Below are 18,097 nucleotides of genomic sequence, written 5' to 3' on the forward strand. Positions count from 1 at the left end.
TTGTTTGAAGTCATCTGTGAAGTGACGGCGAGCTTTTCTAGACATATTGTTCTCCTCTTTTCTTTAGTGTAGAACACTTTATAAAATCTGTCTAGTTTAGTGTAACCGATTCAATAAGACTGTAGCTATTCTGAGGTTACTGTCTTATTTCTAATACTTTTTGATCCATAAAAGGGCATACTAAAAAAACACCTCATCTGGAATTTTTTGAAACAAGGTGTTCCAATAGTACGGCATAGACAGCCCTATCGATTTTGGGTCAAAGAGTAATCGTAAATTTTTTTATGCGTAATGAGGTAATACATTGTTCGAATGAGACGATGTATAGAGGCAATCGCATGTGGCTTAGTTGAAGCTATTGTCGATTGTCTTTTTTGTTTCTCATAAAAGTCAGTGATATGGCAGGGATTGGTATGACTAGCTGAAGCGATGTTGTGATTGCACTTGAACAAGATTTTTCTGGCATAGGGATTACCTCGTTTAGTGATGTGTTCCTTGGCGAGAAAGTTCCCAGATTCATAGTGTCTCAGGTCAATGCCAATAAAAGTGTTGATTTGATTGGAAGACTGAAAGTGACGAATATTTCCCAATTCTCCAATGATAGATGTCGCTGTGATTTCTGCGATGCCAGGAATTGACCGTAAGACACTAACCCCTAAAAATGAGACACAAGAAAAACACTCCTGTTGAAATCTAGTACACTAGAAACAGGAGTGTTTTGTTATGGTTAAAAAAGTGTATTCGGTAGAAATTAAGTTGGCCTGCATCGAAATGAAGAAGGCAGGGAAGTCCAACAAGGTCATCATGGAGGCCTTAGGTATCAAAAATGTCAGTCAAGTAAAGACTTGGTGGTGTTGGTATCGGAATGATGAGCTACATTGTTTCCACTAACCTGTAGGGAAACAATACACCTACGGCAAAGGGATGAAACAGTTATCTGAAGTAGAACAGTTACGTTTGCAGGTAGAACTGCTAAAAAAGTGTCGGAGCTAGGTAAGACAATCGACAAAGTGAGTCTTCTCAAGCTTGTGGAAGAAGATAGAGAATTCTATCCCGTATCTGTCATTGTGGAACTGTTTCGGTGTCAAACGCTCCACTTTCTACCGTTGGAAAGCAAGAGGAGAGCAATCTGAGGAAAGAGACGAGGTTGTAGAGAAAATAGAACAACTCTGTATGGAAAATCAGTTTATCTACGGCTATCGTACTATCAGCTGACTACTCAAGAAAATTCATAGTCTTGTCGTCAATCGTAAGAAAGTTTATCGTATCATGAAGGAGAATGGCTGGATCTGTCGGACACGGCCTAAGAAAGTCCCAAATTTAGGGAAACCTTACTATGTGACGAAAAATAAGTTAGGTCGCGATTTTCAAGCAGACAAGCCATTGGAGAAGCTTATTGCAGACATTACTTATCTATACTTTGGGAAATGTAAACTTTACCTGTCCTCTATCATGAATCTCTACAATCGCGAGATTGTGGCTTATACCATTTCAGATTGTCAGGATACAGACTTTGTACTGGACGCGCTCAATCAGCTGGAATTACTTCAAGGAGCAATCTTACACAGCGATCAGGTGAATCGGTTACACTTCTAAGGTATACTATCAGGCTTGTACAGAAAAAGGCATCACCCGCTCCATGTCCCGTAAGGGAACCCCAGCGGATAATGCCTGTATTGAATGGTTCCATTCCGTACTAAAGTCTGGAACCTTCTATCTCCATAACTGGAGAAACTTAACCAAAGATAGTATAACAGATATTGTTAATCTTAAATCATATTTTATAATGAAAATAGAATTCAACGGAGATTCAACGACCAATCCCCTGTAGATTACAGAAAACGGGTCGTATAAAAAGTGTTTTTCTTCTGTCCCATTAGTGGGGTGCAGTGCCGTTGTTTATCCAGTTTTCAATGAACGCGACTTGTTTAGAAGTCGTTTTTCTTGTGCCTTTTGACGAGCAACGATGGATGATTTTATTGTAGTTCTTGTTTGTGCTACTTTCCCAAGAAGAATAAGGGTGGGCGTAATATCGGTAGGCAGGCAGATATTATTTGGAATTCCTCGCAAAAGAATTATTACTATGGTTTTAAAGCTCACATGTTAGTCATCATGTCGGACAATATTGTGGAAGAGCTAAGAGATGCTTTGGCAAGAAAGGGAGATTAGTTCTGAGCTCCCTTCCCAGTAAGAATATGGCAAATGCGAGAAAACACAATAAGTGGGAACTATTGAAAGCTAGATGGATAACTGAAACACGATTTTCACTCCTCTGTACTGTGTTTGATATAGAACATTCTCTGGCTAGAAGTTTGGCTGGGATAGAATTATGGATGGAACGAATTATATTTACTCACAATTTGTGCTACTCTTTTCTAGTATCAGAGATATAGCATATATTTTCGATAAAAAATCTTTTTACATAACGCTTCGCCGTCTGAAAGTTATATTTGTTCATATGTTTGACATAAATGAAAAGATTTAGTTTTACCGTAAAATTTGTGATTTTTATAGATATTGTTGAATTTTTAATTAAGAAGACGTAGTTAGTGGTCTTGTTTATGTTTATCGTTCTATAGAATTTTAAATTAATTTATGCATATTTCGCATAAAATTCTGATTTTTATTATCACCGAATTACAATAATAGTAAGAGGATTGTTAATGTATATCAGATTGAAAAATTTAAGAGAGGACAAAGATTTGTCACAAAATCAGATTGCGGAATATCTTCATTGTTCACAGTCTGCTTATTCTAGAATAGAAAGTGGCAAGCAAGATATTCCTACCCCATTTTTGAAACAATTAGCAAAATTATATCAGGTAACTACTGATTATATTTTAGAAATGGATAGATTTAGTCATTAATAGATCCTAGTTCATTGAAAACTGAATAGACCAAGGTGGGACTTTCTTATTTGTCGAGCAATTTAGTGAGATACGCGGTGATATGAGCGATAATTATTAGCTATAAAATAGAGTGGTTCTCTATCTGCCATGACCATAAATAAGGACAATGATACTTCTGACCGTTCAGGCTGCCATCGTAAAAGGACAGCGGGTGAGACGCCCATGAGTGATTTAACCAGTCATACCCACGGAGGAAACAATAGAGTAGCACATTATCAGGAGGAAAATTTTTGGAACAAACAGTCGTAAAATATAGTCTGCAGTTATCAATGCTTAATTTTTTATACTCTAAAGAATTGTTGTCTAAAAGTGAATATGAGAAAATCAGAAACAGACTGCGTATTAAGTACACAAAATAGCTGACCTTTTTATTTGAATGCGGTAATATAGAATCAAAAGGAGGAATTTCAGTATGAAAAAAAATAATGTTGAAATAATAAAAGCTGATTCTTTAGTTCGACGTAGAGGTGTCAATGTAGAAAGACATTTAAAAAGGGTTGCTGCTTATTGCCGAGTTAGTTCTGATAGCGATGATCAGAAGAACAGTTATGAATCTCAAGTGAGACATTATAAGGATTACATTTCTCAGCGTTCGGATTGGGAATTAGTAGAAATTTATGCAGATGAGGGGATTTCAGGAACTCAAGTAGGAAAGAGACAAGATTTTCAACGCTTAATCAATGATTGTGTAAATGGAGAAATTGATTATATTGTAACAAAAGCAATTGCCAGATTTGCAAGAAACACCTTAGATACTTTGAAGTATGTCAGAATGTTAAAGGATATGCAAATTGGAGTTTATTTTGAGGAAGAGAACATAGATACCCTTACTATGGATGGAGAACTACTTCTAACCATTCTTAGCTCTGTTGCACAGCAAGAAGTAGAAAATACATCTGCACATGTGAAAAAGGGATTAAAAATGAAGATGCAACGTGGTGAACTGATAGGGTTTCAAGGGTGCTTGGGGTATGACTATGATGTAGAAACCAAGCAACTTTCTATCAATAAAAAAGAAGCAAAAATAGTTCGTTATATCTTTGCAAGGTACTTAGAAGGTATTGGAGGGAAAGTTATAGCAAGGGAACTTGATGAACTAGGTTACAAATCTCCGAGAGGATTAGATCATTGGAATGATACAACAGTCTTAGGAATCATAAAGAATGAAAAATATAAGGGCGATATTCTAATGGGCAAAACTTTTACAGTTGACCCAATAAGCAAGAGGCGTTTGAGTAATTTTGGTGAAGAAGATAAGTACTATATCAAAGATAATCATGAACCTATAGTATCTAAAGAGGACTTTGAGAAAGCTCAGGAGATTAGGTTGCGTAGGGCAGGAAATAAAAAGACAGCTGCAAATGTAAATGGAAAACGTGAACGCTATTCAAAAATGTATGCTTTCAGTAGTATGTTGGAATGTGGCTTTTGTGGTTCAATATTATCTAGAAGAAGTTGGCACTGCCGTTCAGATTATCGCAAAGTTGTATGGCACTGTGTTACATCGATAAAGAAAGGAAAGAAATTTTGTAAGCATAGTAAAGGATTAGAAGAGCTCGCTATTGAGGGAGCTTTCATGGAAGCTTACAGACAGCTCTATCATTCGAATGAAAATATAGTGTCAGACTTACTTGAAACGATAGAATCTGAATTGAATGACAATAGCCTTAACAAGGAACTAAAAAGGATTACAAACAAACTTCGAACCTTACTAAAAAAAGAGGAGAATCTTGTAAATTTAAGACTAGAAGGGAAGATTAGTGATTCCATTTATAATGAAAAATACACTGAAATTTCTTCAGAAAAAGAGTATCTTTCAGAAGAAAAAGTAAATGTTGAAACAACTTTGAAGTCAGAAATTGATGTAAAGAAAAGACTAACTGAGTTTAAACAGTTACTATCTTCACAGAAATTACTCACCGAGTTTGATCGTACGGTTTTTGAGAGTATTGTTGATAAAATTATTGTAGGAGGTGTTAATAGTGATGGGGAAATAGACCCTGCAATGTTAACCATAATTTTCAAAACAGGAGAAACTCAAAATAAGGATGGCAAACAATTCAAAAGTAAACGTAAAAATGCTAAACTAGAATCAGATAAATTGTGTCCTCAAAACAGTGACGAGGATAAAAAATTGTATTCTCAAGTAACAGACAACACATGTTGAGGCGGTATCACTGCTTGTACGAGCTGAGGCATCAGCGAAGTAGAAGTAGATGCTACGCCCATAGGATAGGACTCGTAGAATGAGGAGGGAAACCGACGAAATGATACGGTAAGTCCGAACCGCTGAGTGTGTAGCTCTGCTCGTCCGATCTGAGATAGTCGAAAAGTAGAAGGAGATGGTATTGGTATCAATCAATGAGTAACAAAGTTACAGCATGATTCGAAACATTTGCTTGTAATTTGCGGAGGAACATCAATATGGATGGAATAACAAAAGATTTTATAAAAATGGCTAAACTAATGAAACAATTATGGCCCCAATTGACCGATAAAGAAGCTATTGATGAAGTAAAAAGATATACGAATGGCAAAAATACTGCAATCTTTACTGAAGTTGAAGGTGACACAATTGTAGGTCTAGCACTATGTTCACTCAGATTTGATTATGTTGAAGGTTGTAAATATAGTCCTGTTGGATTCTTAGAAGGGATTATTGTCGACGAGGAATATCGTTTAAAGGATATTGCTAAAAATCTCTGTACAAAATGTGAGGAATGGGCGAAAAATAAAGGATGTAAGGAATTTGCAAGTGACTGTACTTTAACGAATACGGATTCTATAAGATTTCATCTCAATATTGGATTTCAGGAGGCAAATAGAATTATTCATTTTAAGAAGAAATTATAATTTCAGAACGTGGTCAAAATTTATGTATCTTTAGAAAGTGTGAAAGATTGGACGAACAAATTTTTTTGATGGGTGGAAATCCGCCGATAAAGAACCATACGATTGTTAATAAAATTGTGTCATCAAGGAAGATCGAAAGAATTGTCATTTTTACAATTTATCGCGAAAATTGGGAACCGTATATGAAAAAGTACACGGAAGTTTTCCAAAGCCATTTTCCTAACCTAAACATTGATTACTTGCTCTTGGACACTGAGCAGATTGATTTTGATAGCTATCTAGATGCTGATGTCATCATCATCGGTGGTGGAAATACAGAAAAATATATAGCTACTTATGTAAATCAGGAGTTCAAAAATTATATCGAACGTATGCTGAATAAAGGGACGAAAGTTATAGGATTTTCTGCAGGAGCCCTATTATTAGGAGAAAAAGTCTATGTTTCACCTAATGATAATTCAGATCATCAGATAAAGATAAAAAATGGATTAGGACTCTTTAGTCAGTTTTTAATTAGTGTCCATTATGATTCATGGAATGATAAAGCTAATAAGGCTAGTGCTGAAGAACTTGTTGATGTTCCCATAATTCCACTTAACGATCATTCCTGTCTTGTATTGGATAAATCTGGGAACATTATAGAGAAAATTGACTAGTTTTCATTATGTAATTCTGGATCTAGGATCCTAAAATGTAGACGAACTGGATGGGTTACTAGTGAAAATTGCAAAAAGTGTTGTAAAATGAATCGGAGAGCGCTTGATGGATTTTAGTAGTAAGATAGCCATAAATAAAGGCTGGTCAGATGATAAAAAATATTGTGTGGCAGATCAAAAACAGAAAAAATATTTCTTGCGTGTTTCTGATAAGGAGAAGTTAGATTCTAAAAAACTTGAATTTGATATGATGGAGAAAGTAGCTTCTCTTGGAGTTCCGATGTGTAAACCGATTAGCATAGAACTCTGCGATGACGAAGTATATTCTTTACACGAATGGATTGACGGAAAAGATGCAAGTGAAATCATTTTAACTGTTTCAAGAGAACAACAATACATTTATGGAGTAGAAGCAGGAAGCATCCTTCGAATAATTCATTCACTCCCTGTTACAGAAGTTCGTGAAGATTGGGAGGTTTTTTTAATCAAAAAATTGATGACAAAATCTCCAAATACAAAGAATGTCCCGTTCAATATGAAAATGGTCAGATTTTTATTGATTTTTTAAATGCAAATCGAGAATTGTTAAAAGATGGACCCCAGGTTTTCCAACATGGAGATTATCATATCGGGAATTTCATGATTGGTGATGATGGCGAAATTTATGTCATTGACTTTGATCGCTTTGACGTCGGAGATCCTTGGGAGGAGTTCAATCGTATTGTATGGTCTGCTCAAGTCTCGCCTTCTTTTGCGTCTGGTATGATAGATGGATATTTTGATCATAAGGTTCCGGATTTATTTTGGAAGCTTCTCGCTATCTATATTCTAAATAACATAGTTGGTGCTCTGCCATGGTCTGTTCCTTACGGAGTTGAAGAAATATCAGTAATGCAACATCAAGCTAAGGAAATTTTAGAATGGTATGATGATTTGAAGCAAATCATTCCTAGTTGGTACTTAAATAAGAAATATAAACGTTGAAATATCAATTTGAGAAAATGTCAAGATTATTTGCTCAGATTATAACGCATTCAATTCTTTATTGATACCTATCGAGAATTATCTTGAAAATTGGAATGATATTTAGGGGTCAAGTTACATGAAAGAATATGTTGTAAATTTAGAAAAAGAATTTTCTTTGATAGAAAATGGATTCAAAGAGGAAGAGAAAAGAGCTCTTGCTGACTATCAATCAAACGATAATGCGTATACCAAAGAATTAGCATTTTTAGCTTTTAAATCCAATGTATATCAAGTTAGAATGTACAGTGTTTTTCTCTTTGGCCATTTATCATAGGATGAAGAAATTTTGATTTTTATGAGAGATGAGGTTTCAAAAGATGATAATTGGAGAGTTCAAGAAGTATTAGCAAAAGCTTTTGATGAGTTTTGTAAGCAATCAGGCTATGAAAAATCCCTTTCGATTATTGACGAATGGTTACAAAACACTAATCCAAACGTTAGAAGAGCAGTTACAGAGGGACTAAGAATATGGACGAGCAGACCATATTTCAAGGACAATCCAGATGAAGCTATTAAACGAATCGCAACATTAAAAGAAGATTCTAGTGAATATGTTAGAAAATCAGTTGGTAATGCTTTAAGGGATATTAGCAAAAAATTTCCAGAGTTGATTAAAGAAGAACTTGATAGTTGGGACGTTAAGAGTAAAGAGATTCAACAAGTTTACAAGTTAGCAAGTAAATTTATTAAGTGATAATTATCAGCTATAAAGTTGGAAAAATGGTAACAATAAAATATTTTCATTCTAAAGTTTAATTATAAACAACAACTCTATGACTTATGTTATATAATATAGAAGTTTGCTAGCACTACATGTCGAGACAGTGGCACTATTGTCCAAACTAGATGTCGACAACCATATCAAACTCGAAATAGATGAAGAAGATATTGAGTCACTTTCTATCAAAAAGGATGCGACTTATCCAGAAATCAAAGACTATGTTTTGAAGAAATATGGTTTTAAGGTTTCTAGTCTCTACATTGCACAAGTGAAACGACAGTTAAGTATTTTCTTAGTGGGGATTTTTTATTATCAGATGATATAATTGATTTATGGATAAAAATAAAGAAGTTAATCAAGACGAAGTTATTGAAGATAAAAAAATTGAAGAGGTAATGCTTGAAAATCCAACTATATCATTAACTCCTCAAGTAGAAGGTGTTGCAAATAGTGTTAAGACACTTAAGGAGTTATCTGCTTATAAAGATATTGCTAAAATTTCTTCTCACTACAATTCACAATTGTCTAAAATGGCAATTGTTTTAGGTGAATCATTGAGTAAAGCCTCGGTTGTTTACAATAAAGATATCTCACCTCAAACTTTAAAATCAATCCAAGCAATTTCTGAATCTGCTAAAAGGATTGTCGAAACTACTCAGATAAATTATGCTGATATTATTTCTGGGTTAGGTGAAATAGTCCAAAAAATTCCAAAACCTTATACAGATGAAGAATATGAAGATATAAAATTTCATATTGAAAAAACAGCAGATAAGGGATGGGTTGTATGTTACTTTGTAGGTAATACATTCGAGCGTTTGAAATCTGCTGATATATCTGAAATTGAAAACGAGTGGGTAGAATTACTTAAAAGGGACTTAGATAACAAGGATACAATTGAGAAACTAAGTAAGTGCCATTGGTATTCTTCTTATCTGATTGATTCAATGTATGACTGTTACAAGTGCAAAAATTATTACGCAGCTTATACTCTTGCTACATTAGCTATCGACGGTGCTGTAAACAGAATAGCTGAAGAGTTAAGCATAGAAGATGGCACAAACAGAAAGAGAAATATAGTCGGTTATAGAGCTGTAAAGGGGATAGAGGATAAAATAGAAAAACATTCCTTGACCTATTTTGGTTTATTTAAATGGCTATATAATTTTTTTCAATATACGGAAATGTTTACACTTGATGAACCTAATCGACATATGATTGAACATGGTCGCTGGGATAAGGAAATTTCAGAATTACAATTTTTAAAAGTATTCAATACCTTATTATTTATTTCGGATGGATTGTTATTAGAATTTGATGATGTTTTAATTGATTATTAGTCTCTAAAAATCAGCTGTGTTATTGCTTTATCCGATGTCGGCTTAATAGGAAAAATAGTTTTGAAATGATATAATATACTTAAATAAAAAATTGCGAAGGGTACCCTTCCTTTATGCTTTCACCATAAAGGAAGGGTACCCTTCCTTTATGCTTTCACCATAAAGGAATCCTATTAGTCCTTCAACAATTTTGAATGAAAGCTCTTTTTGAGCTTTAGGAGAATGAGAAATGACACCAGAACAAGAAGCTAGAATTATTATTGATAAAAAATTAGAAGAAGCTGGATGGACACTTCAAAAAATGGAGGAATTAAATCCGCGGGCTTCATTGGGAGTTGCCGTTCGAGAATTTGCAACGGATACAGGACTAGTAGATTATGTCCTTTTTATTGATGGTGAAGCTGTTGGGGTAGTAGAAGCAAAACCTACAGATGAAGGCGAAAATATTACTGTTGTTGAAAATCAATCTAAGCGCTATGCAGAGAGTGAATTTAAGAGAATCAAAAAATCACCTGAGATTCGTTTTGCCTATGAAGCAACAGATTTACTAATTCGTTTTACGGATTATAAAGATGAGAAATATCGCTCTCGTGAAGTATTTTCTTTTCATAGACCTGAATTTTTGGAAGAGTTGCTAGAACAAGATGATACCGTACGGAATAACTTGAAAAGGGTCCCAGAGTTTGATGAGACAGGTTTTCGTGATTGTCAGGTTACTGCGATTACTAATCTAAACCAATCTTTTGCAGAAAACAAACCTCGTGCTTTGGTTCAAATGGCAACAGGAGCAGGTAAAACTTTTACTGCAATTACACAAGCCTACCGTCTTTTGAAATATGGAAAAATGAAACGTATCCTTTTTCTTGTGGATACTAAAAGTCTAGGCGAGCAAGCTGAATCAGAATTTCTTGCCTATAAACCAAATGATGATCCAAGAAGTTTCTCTCAATTATACGGTGTTAGGCGTCTATCAAGTTCTTACATACCAAATGATGTCCAAGTATGTATTAGTACGGTACAGCGGATGTATTCCATTCTAAAAGAAGAAGATTTGGATGATGCTGATGAAGAAGAGTCATTGGAAACGTATGTTACCGCAGATAGTAAAACACCTAAAGAGGTTGTTTATAATGAAAAATACCCTCCAGAGTTTTTCGATTGTATCATTATTGATGAGTGCCATCGCTCGATTTATAATGTTTGGCAACAGGTTTTAACTTATTTCGATGCCTTTTTGATTGGTTTGACTGCTACACCAGATAAAAGAACTTTTGCTTTCTTTAATGAAAATCTAGTCAGTGAGTACAGACGTGAACAAGCCATTATTGATGGTGTCAATGTTGGGGAGGACATTTACCATATTGATACAGAGGTTACTCAAAAAGGTGGTCAGATTCTGAAGAGATATATTGAGTATCGTGAACGTAAGAGTCGGAAAAAACGCTGGGCGGAGATGGATGAAGACATCGAGTATGATAAAAGTACGTTAGATAAAAGTGTCGTAAATCCAAGTCAAATTCGAACAGTCATTAGAACATTTAAGGAAAAGTTAGAGACTGAACTTTTTCCGTATCGAAAAGAAGTTCCTAAAACTCTAATTTTTGCTAAGACGGATAGTCATGCAGATGATATTATCAATATTGTTCGTGAAGAATTCGGAGAAGGGAATGAATTCTGTAAGAAAATTACCCATGCTGCCAAGGATGCGGATACGGTATTGACCTCATTTCGAAATGACTTCTATCCTCGTATTGCAGTCACAGTGAATATGATTGCTACAGGAACAGATATCAAACCACTTGAGTGTTTGATTTTCATGCGTGACGTAAGAAGTAAAAACTTCTATGAACAAATGGTTGGTCGTGGCACACGTACACTGAGCTTGGAAGACTTAAAAAAAGTTTCTCCGTCAGCTACTGAAAGCAAGGATCACTTTGTTATTGTAGATGCGGTAGGTGTTACGAATTCTAATAAAATAGAAACAAAGTCATTTGAGCGAAAATTGGGTATTTCTCTTAAAGAGTTGATGCTGAATGTTGCTTTAGGCGATAATAGTGAAGACACGTTGAATTCACTGGCAGAACGAATTACAAGACTGGATAAGAGATTGACCAAGAAGGAGCAGAAAGATTTTGTTGTAATCGTGGGTGCTTCAGCGCGTGATATAGCTTACAATTTATTACACGCTCATGATGAAGATACTATTTTTGAACGAGCACAAGAGTTGGCTAGTTCGGACATACCAAATGAAAAAGAAATCAAAAAAGCTCAAAAATCTTTGCTGAGAGAAGCGACTGATCCATTCTTTAACCCAGATGCTCGAGATTTTATTGTGAATGTCCATAAGAACCATACGCAAATAATTGATAGTGTGAATATTGATTCAGTCTTGTTTGCTGGATATGATTCACAAAAAGATGAAAATGTCAGTAAAACCATTCTTACTTTCCGTGAATTTATTGAGGAGAATAAGGATGAGATTATTGCATTGCGCATCATTTACAACAAATCCTATAAAGATAGACCAATGGTTATCCAGCAATTGAAAGCTTTGTATGAGACATTACAACATAAAAACTTAACTGTGGATCGAGTTTGGGAAGCGTACGCGACTAAAGATGTTGAAAAAGTGAAAAAACGTAGCACAATGGCACAAATCACGGATCTGATTTCATTAATTCGTTATGAAATGGGAGTAGTAACTGAATTGTCGCCCTTTGCAGACTGTGTGAACCAAAACTTTAAGGACTGGACCTTTAAAAAGAATGCCGGATACTCTCAATTTACCGAAGACCAGATGGAATGGTTGCGTTTGATTAAGGAACACATTATTTCTTCTTTAAGTATTTTAGAAGAAGACTTTGATTACACTCCATTCGATCGAAAAGGTGGATTAATTGGTTTCTATGAGGCATTTGGTGATAACTATAAAAATATATTATATGAAATGAATTTAGAATTGGTGGCGTAAGAATGGTAAAAAATATGAAATATACAAAAGCTAAATTACCAGATATATGCACAATAAAAACAGGTAAACACGATGCAAATCACGCTAATAAAGAAGGAAAGTATCGATTCTATACATGTTCTAATCAATATTCAATGTGTGATACATATTCATTTACAGGAGAATCTGTTATAGTTCCTGGAAATGGAGATATTGGATTAGTTTTCTATTATGATGGTGAGTTTGATGCATATCAACGTACATACGTTTTGAATGATATAACGATCTTACCAAAGTACTTGTTTTATCATATGCAATTATACTGGCGTAATTTTAATGATCAGAAAAAATTTGGATCAACAGTTAAATATGTTAGGATGTCTAATTTCACAAATTATGAGATTTCCTACCCTTCTATAGAAGAACAAGAACGCATTGTTGCAAAAATTGAGGAACTATTCTCTGATCTTGATAATGCTGTGGAGACTTTGAACGCGACAAAAGCACAGCTAGAAGTGTATAAACAAGCTGTATTAAAGAATGCATTTGACGGAAAACTAACCAATAATGGTGATCCTGAAATTAAAGAACTAGCTTCTTTTATTGAACATCCAAGATATGGAACTTCAAAAAAATGCGATTATCAAAATGATATTGAAGCTTATACAGAGGTTTATAGAATACCTAATATAGATGCATCCACAGGAACATTAGATAGATCAGACTTGAAATATGCGAAATTTGACGAGGATGAAATTGAAAAATTATCGTTAAAATACGGTGATATTCTAATTATTCGTTCTAATGGCAGTCCCTCTATAGTTGGAACAGCCGCAATGGTACGAGAACAGGATGTATCAGGATTATTTGCTGGATATTTAATACGAATTCGTATTAGTGACCACGAAAAATTGTCGCCTAAATATTTGTTAAGGTACTTATCTTCCTATGACGCTAGGAGATATATTGAAAATGTTTCTAAGTCAACTAGTGGTGTAAACAACGTTAATGCACAAGAAATAAAGAAAATAAAAGTACCATACTTCAAAAAGGAAATACAAGATCAAATAATCTATGCAATTGATTCAAGATTATCGGCATATGAAAATATTGAAAAGACTGTAAATGATGCCTTACAACAAGCATCTGCTATGCGTCAAAGTATATTAAAACAAGCCTTTGAAGGGAGACTCTAATAATGGCAACTGGAAATTCAAGCTCAATTATTTCTAAAGTTTGGGCGATGTGCAATCCCCTTCGAGATGACGGAGTAACTCACGGGGATTATTTGGAACAATTAACTTATCTGCTTTTTTTGAAGATGGCTGATGAGTATTCAAATCCACCATATAACCGAGATACTGGAGTACCAGCTGGTTATACTTGGAAAGAGCTTAAAAATGAAAAGGGAGCAGAGTTAGAGACACAGTATAAGAGTACCTTGGAAGAACTTGGTGAGAAGCCAGGCATGCTCGGTCAAATATTCAAGGGAGCCACCAATAAAATCACAAATGCAGCTATCCTTTATCGCATCGTTCAGATGATTGATAATGAAACTTGGGTAGCTATGTCGAGTGATGTAAAAGGTGAGATATATGAAGGACTCTTGCAACGAAATGCGGAAGACCAAAAGAGTGGTGCAGGTCAATACTTTACACCACGTCCTGTTATCAATGCGATGGTCCAATGTGTAGCACCAGAGCCAATGAAAACTATTGCAGACCCATGTTGTGGTAGTGGTGGATTTTTCCTTGCTTCACAATCCTATATTTCTGACCCAAGTAATTATACGCTTGATCGAGAACAGAAAGAATTTTTGAAAGATAAGACATTCTATGGAAATGAGATTGTAGGAGCAACTTTTAAGACAGCCTTGATGAATCTATATCTCCATAATATTGGTGACATCTATACAGAAGCGCCAGTAACCTTAGGAGATGCTTTGTTACTCGATCCAGGTTATCGTGTAGATTATGTCCTTACTAACCCACCATTTGGTAAAAAATCTTCACTTACTTTCACGAATGAAGACGGAGAGCAAGAAGAAGAACTTATTTATAATCGTCAAGATTTTTGGACGACAAGTTCCAATAAACAGCTGAACTTTATTCAGCATATCAACACGATTCTGAAGTCAACCGGTAAAGCAGCAGTTGTCTTACCTGATAATGTATTGTTTGAGGGTGGAGCAGGTGAAATTATCCGTAAAAAGTTGCTTGAAACAACTGATTTACATACGATTTTGAGATTGCCAACAGGTATCTTTTACCGTCCTGGTGTAAAGGCGAATGTTCTGTTTTTTGATAAGAAACCAGCAAGTCCAGAAGCTCAAACGAAAGAGGTTTGGGTATATGATTTGAGAACGAATGTACATTTTACACTTAAAAAAAATCCAATGACTGATGCTGATTTGCAAGATTTTATCCAGTGCTATAATCCCTCTAATCGTCATAATCGGACTGAAACTTGGTCAGAAAGTAACCCTGATGGCCGTTTCAGGCGATTTAGCTTAGATGAAATTATGTCTCGCGACAAGACAAGCTTGGATATCTTCTGGATTAAAGATAAGTCTCTAGCTGATCTAGATAATCTTCCGTCACCAGATGAATTGGCAGGAGATATCATCGATAATTTGCAGAGTGCTTTAGATAGCATTAAAGAGTTGCAAGCACAATTAGAGAATAATTAAGTTTAAAACTTACGAGCATTGCCGAGTATTTGGTGATGCTTTTTTCGTAGTCATTATTTCTTTAAAAATGATATACTAAACTTATAGAAAAGCGAATGTGGGCTTGAGCTGTTCTTCTTTTTACGTCTATCAAAATAAAGGAGAGCAATTATGATTTCTAAAGAAGTATTTGAAACACTAAAAATGAAGTTTGCTACATACTCATCCTGGGCTATTTGGTCACCTCCTTACAATAATGTGAGAAAAAATTGTGATGACTTGTCTAGATTGGAGAGCGATGAAATCTTAAGTGTACTTCATAACAACTTTGTTTTTATAGGGCTTAATGCTTCAGAGGGGCATGATGTTATTTCGAAAGATTGGAGTCAATTTCACTCTGCGGACCCTAAAAAATCTTGGGATTTCCGCATGCGAGAAGCAACTTATCAAACTCACTTCGAGGGATCGTATGTGACTGATTTTTGCAAAGGTATAAATATGACTAATTCAAACGACTTCATGAAGTACTTGAGTGTTTACACAACTTATTTTACACTACCCAAGTGATTTTATTTGAAAAGTAATCATATAAAATTTAAACATTTTGTATTTAATAAGAAAGAAAATAGTAGGATTTATTTCATTATTCATATGTTAGCAATTTTGATACTATTTTCGCTATCTTCCTTAGAATTAAACGGAGTATCTCTTTATCTGATGCCACTATTCTTTATTCAATTACTCTTTTTTGGTGGTGGACATGAAGAATTAGGATGGTGAGGTGTATTACAACCGATACTTGATAAAAAATATAGTTATTGGCAATCTAATTTGATCGTAGGATCAATTTGGGGGATTTGGCATCTGCCATTATGGTTTATCGTTGGAGAAAGTCATCAAGGATTTCCTTTTATTTTATTTTTTATCTATACATTATTTTTAAGTTTTGTTTTAGGGCTTCTTTATCGTCAAACCAAATCTGTGGGCTACTGCATCTTATTTCATGCGTTCGCAAATTTGTTAAATCTCTATTTTGTGTTAAAAATTAATGTTATTTTTATTGCTTATTTAATTTATACTATATTGGCGAGTAATATAATTAGTAAGGAAACAACATTTTAAAATTTAGATCAGGATATCCATTATTGAAATTAATGTGTGGTCATTCTAGATAATCAATGTTAGAGACTTTTCTATTTGATGAGGCATCACTGCTTGTCCAAACTGATTAAACAAGGATGTAGCTAGTGAAAGTCCTACAGTAAGGAGTTTAAACATGAAATTCCATGAATTTGGTGATAAGAATTTGCCTCCTATTTTACTGATACATGGTGGTGGCAGTTCTTGGTGGAATTATCTTCGTCAAGCACGAATCTTGTCAAAAGAATACCGTATTATTCTACCCACTTTGAATGGCCACGGCGAGGAATATCAACTTGATTATGTTTCTACTGAAAATTCTGCTTTGGAGATTCTAGACTATATCAGAGCAAACTGTGGTGGGAAATTGTTTGCAATCGGTGGTGTTTCACTTGGTGGTCAAATTGCCATGGAGCTTTTGTCTTTAGACAGTGAAATTGCTGAGAAGGCCATCATAGATGGAAGCCTCTGTATTCCTCAACCAAGGTTAGCTAAAATCAGCATCTTTCTAGTGTCTCTATTTGGTAAACTGATGTTCAATAAATTCTCTTGCAAACTTCAGTTAAGCATGATGAACAAAGTCTATCCTAAACTGGCTTATCCAGAGGAAATAAAAGCTTATTATTTAGAGGATTTGCCAAGGACGACTGTCAAAACATTGGTGACCATTTACAAAAACTATATGGGATGTTACATGCTGAAAGATATGATTTCTGCTAGCAAGGCTCAGGTTCTGTATATTTATGGTGAAAAAGAATTGAACTGCGTGAAAGAATCAGCGAAATTATTTCATCAGCTACATTCAAATACAATTTTGTATGAAGCAAAGGGCTATAACCACGGCTATTTATCAGCTTACCTGCCTTATGAGTGGATTGATTTGGTGGTGCCATTTTTAAAGAGTGACTCATTAGAAATGTGTAACGAATCTGATATGCCATAAGGAGGAATACCATGCTAGGAGCAATTATTGGAGATATTGTAGGTTCAGTTTACGAATGGAACAATATCAAAACGAAGGATTTTCCTTTATTTTGTGAGGATTGTTTTTTCACGGATGATACGGTCATGACCTGTGCTGTTGCTGAGGCTATTATGAATGGTGGTCGGAAGGATGACTTTATTGACGCCATGAAGAAATACGGCAAGATGTATCCCGATGCGGGCTACGGAGATCGGTTTAGTAGGTGGATCAATAGTGACAATCGTGAACCTTATTATAGTTTTGGAAATGGTTCTGCGATGCGTGTTTCTCCCTGTGCTTGGCTTATGGACTGTGGCTTTTGTGCGAGAACTGGTATGACGCCATCAACTAGAGAGCTTGCACGACTTTCTGCAGAAGTGACTCATAATCATCCCGAAGGTATCAAGGGAGCTATGGCGATAACTGATGCTATCTTTCTGAGTCGTTATTACTTAGGAGGTTATTGTGGGGATTATGAGCAACCAATCAATCACAATCCTACAGAGTGCAAAAGACGGATCAAGGATTATATTGAGCAGGAATACGGCTACAATCTATCTCAAACTCTAGATGAAATTCGTCCTAACTATCGTTTCAATGAAGCATGTCAGGATACCGTACCTCAGGCTATCATTGCCTTTCTGGAAAGTAGAGACTTCGAAGATGCTATAAGAAACGCCATTTCCCTTGGTGGCGATAGTGATACACTTGCTGCGATAACTGGGAGCATAGCCGAGGCAGCATATGGTATTCCTGATTGGATCAAGGAAAAGGCCCATTCCTATCTAGATGAATCGTTAAAGGATGTAATTGGTCGATGGGAGCTTTACATAGCAGGAAAATGATTGTTTAGTTGAATAGAAAGGTGTC

Annotated in this window: 13 protein-coding genes and 7 pseudogenes; 18 read left to right on the forward strand and 2 right to left on the reverse strand. The window is 35.2% G+C overall.

Translation table 11 applies throughout. The features are described 5' to 3' along the window. Positions 1–245: 245 nt before the first annotated feature. Positions 246–647: pseudogene (locus FZ954_RS02155) on the reverse strand (transposase); the annotation flags it as partial. Between the two features lie 76 nt (positions 648–723). On the opposite strand from FZ954_RS02155, the pseudogene FZ954_RS02160 reads away from it, so the two are divergent. Next, positions 724–1,854, forward strand: a pseudogene (locus tag FZ954_RS02160) (IS3 family transposase). A 22-nt stretch (positions 1,855–1,876) separates the two neighbouring features. Here the strand turns inward: FZ954_RS02160 and FZ954_RS12145 are convergent. After that, a pseudogene (locus tag FZ954_RS12145) lies at positions 1,877–2,032 on the reverse strand (IS30 family transposase); the annotation flags it as partial. 157 nt (positions 2,033–2,189) lie between these two features. Between FZ954_RS12145 and FZ954_RS12150 the strand changes: the two are divergent. From FZ954_RS12150 to FZ954_RS02245, 17 genes and pseudogenes are all read left to right on the forward strand, one after another. Next, positions 2,190–2,393 (forward strand): annotated as a pseudogene (locus FZ954_RS12150) (transposase); the annotation flags it as partial. Positions 2,394–2,663: 270 nt separating this feature from the next. Beyond that, positions 2,664–2,867 carry a helix-turn-helix domain-containing protein gene (locus FZ954_RS02170; protein ID WP_143877629.1) on the forward strand — a complete coding sequence of 68 codons (204 nt, stop codon included), beginning with the start codon at positions 2,664–2,666 and terminating at the stop codon, positions 2,865–2,867. A gap of 129 nt (positions 2,868–2,996) precedes the next feature. After that, complete coding sequence (locus tag FZ954_RS11700) at positions 2,997–3,158, forward strand: hypothetical protein (RefSeq protein ID WP_185952503.1); 162 nt, start codon at positions 2,997–2,999, stop codon at positions 3,156–3,158. Between the two features lie 163 nt (positions 3,159–3,321). Then, the gene (locus tag FZ954_RS02175) at positions 3,322–5,076 is read left to right on the forward strand and encodes a recombinase family protein (protein WP_148876659.1); all 1,755 of its coding nucleotides are present in this window, start codon (positions 3,322–3,324) and stop codon (positions 5,074–5,076) included. Positions 5,077–5,333: 257 nt separating this feature from the next. Further along, positions 5,334–5,762 carry an aminoglycoside 6'-N-acetyltransferase gene (gene aac(6'), locus FZ954_RS02185; protein ID WP_148876663.1) on the forward strand — a complete coding sequence of 143 codons (429 nt, stop codon included), beginning with the start codon at positions 5,334–5,336 and terminating at the stop codon, positions 5,760–5,762. Between the two features lie 47 nt (positions 5,763–5,809). Further along, positions 5,810–6,418, forward strand: a complete 609-nt coding sequence (locus FZ954_RS02190) for a Type 1 glutamine amidotransferase-like domain-containing protein (RefSeq protein ID WP_148876665.1) — start codon at positions 5,810–5,812, stop codon at positions 6,416–6,418. 106 nt (positions 6,419–6,524) lie between these two features. Further along, positions 6,525–7,402, forward strand: a pseudogene (locus tag FZ954_RS02195) (aminoglycoside phosphotransferase family protein). Positions 7,403–7,520: 118 nt separating this feature from the next. Then, positions 7,521–8,138 (forward strand): annotated as a pseudogene (locus tag FZ954_RS02200) (DNA alkylation repair protein). Between the two features lie 106 nt (positions 8,139–8,244). Further along, on the forward strand, positions 8,245–8,490 hold the full coding sequence (locus FZ954_RS02205) for a hypothetical protein (protein WP_187423310.1): 246 nt from the start codon (positions 8,245–8,247) through the stop codon (positions 8,488–8,490). A 7-nt stretch (positions 8,491–8,497) separates the two neighbouring features. Continuing rightward, positions 8,498–9,505 carry a hypothetical protein gene (locus FZ954_RS02210; RefSeq protein ID WP_148876668.1) on the forward strand — a complete coding sequence of 336 codons (1,008 nt, stop codon included), beginning with the start codon at positions 8,498–8,500 and terminating at the stop codon, positions 9,503–9,505. 229 nt (positions 9,506–9,734) lie between these two features. Next, positions 9,735–12,476, forward strand: coding sequence for a DEAD/DEAH box helicase family protein (locus tag FZ954_RS02215; protein ID WP_148876670.1), 2,742 nt, complete (start codon positions 9,735–9,737; stop codon positions 12,474–12,476). A gap of 2 nt (positions 12,477–12,478) precedes the next feature. After that, complete coding sequence (locus tag FZ954_RS02220; RefSeq protein WP_148876672.1) at positions 12,479–13,651, forward strand: restriction endonuclease subunit S; 1,173 nt, start codon at positions 12,479–12,481, stop codon at positions 13,649–13,651. A 2-nt stretch (positions 13,652–13,653) separates the two neighbouring features. After that, positions 13,654–15,144 (forward strand): class I SAM-dependent DNA methyltransferase, encoded by a 1,491-nt coding sequence (locus FZ954_RS02225; RefSeq protein ID WP_148876674.1) that lies wholly within the window; start codon positions 13,654–13,656, stop codon positions 15,142–15,144. Positions 15,145–15,294: 150 nt separating this feature from the next. Continuing rightward, positions 15,295–15,690, forward strand: coding sequence for a hypothetical protein (locus tag FZ954_RS02230; RefSeq protein WP_148876677.1), 396 nt, complete (start codon positions 15,295–15,297; stop codon positions 15,688–15,690). Beyond that, positions 15,691–16,245: pseudogene (locus FZ954_RS02235) on the forward strand (lysostaphin resistance A-like protein); the annotation flags it as partial. It lies immediately after the preceding gene. Positions 16,246–16,399: 154 nt separating this feature from the next. Further along, the gene (locus tag FZ954_RS02240; RefSeq protein WP_148876679.1) at positions 16,400–17,206 is read left to right on the forward strand and encodes an alpha/beta hydrolase; all 807 of its coding nucleotides are present in this window, start codon (positions 16,400–16,402) and stop codon (positions 17,204–17,206) included. Positions 17,207–17,217: 11 nt separating this feature from the next. Then, on the forward strand, positions 17,218–18,072 hold the full coding sequence (locus FZ954_RS02245; protein WP_148876681.1) for an ADP-ribosylglycohydrolase family protein: 855 nt from the start codon (positions 17,218–17,220) through the stop codon (positions 18,070–18,072). Positions 18,073–18,097 lie beyond the last annotated feature (25 nt).

This window comes from Streptococcus sp. Marseille-P7375, assembly GCF_902460365.1.
In the GTDB taxonomy this organism is placed as follows: Bacteria; Bacillota; Bacilli; order Lactobacillales; family Streptococcaceae; genus Streptococcus; species Streptococcus cristatus_I.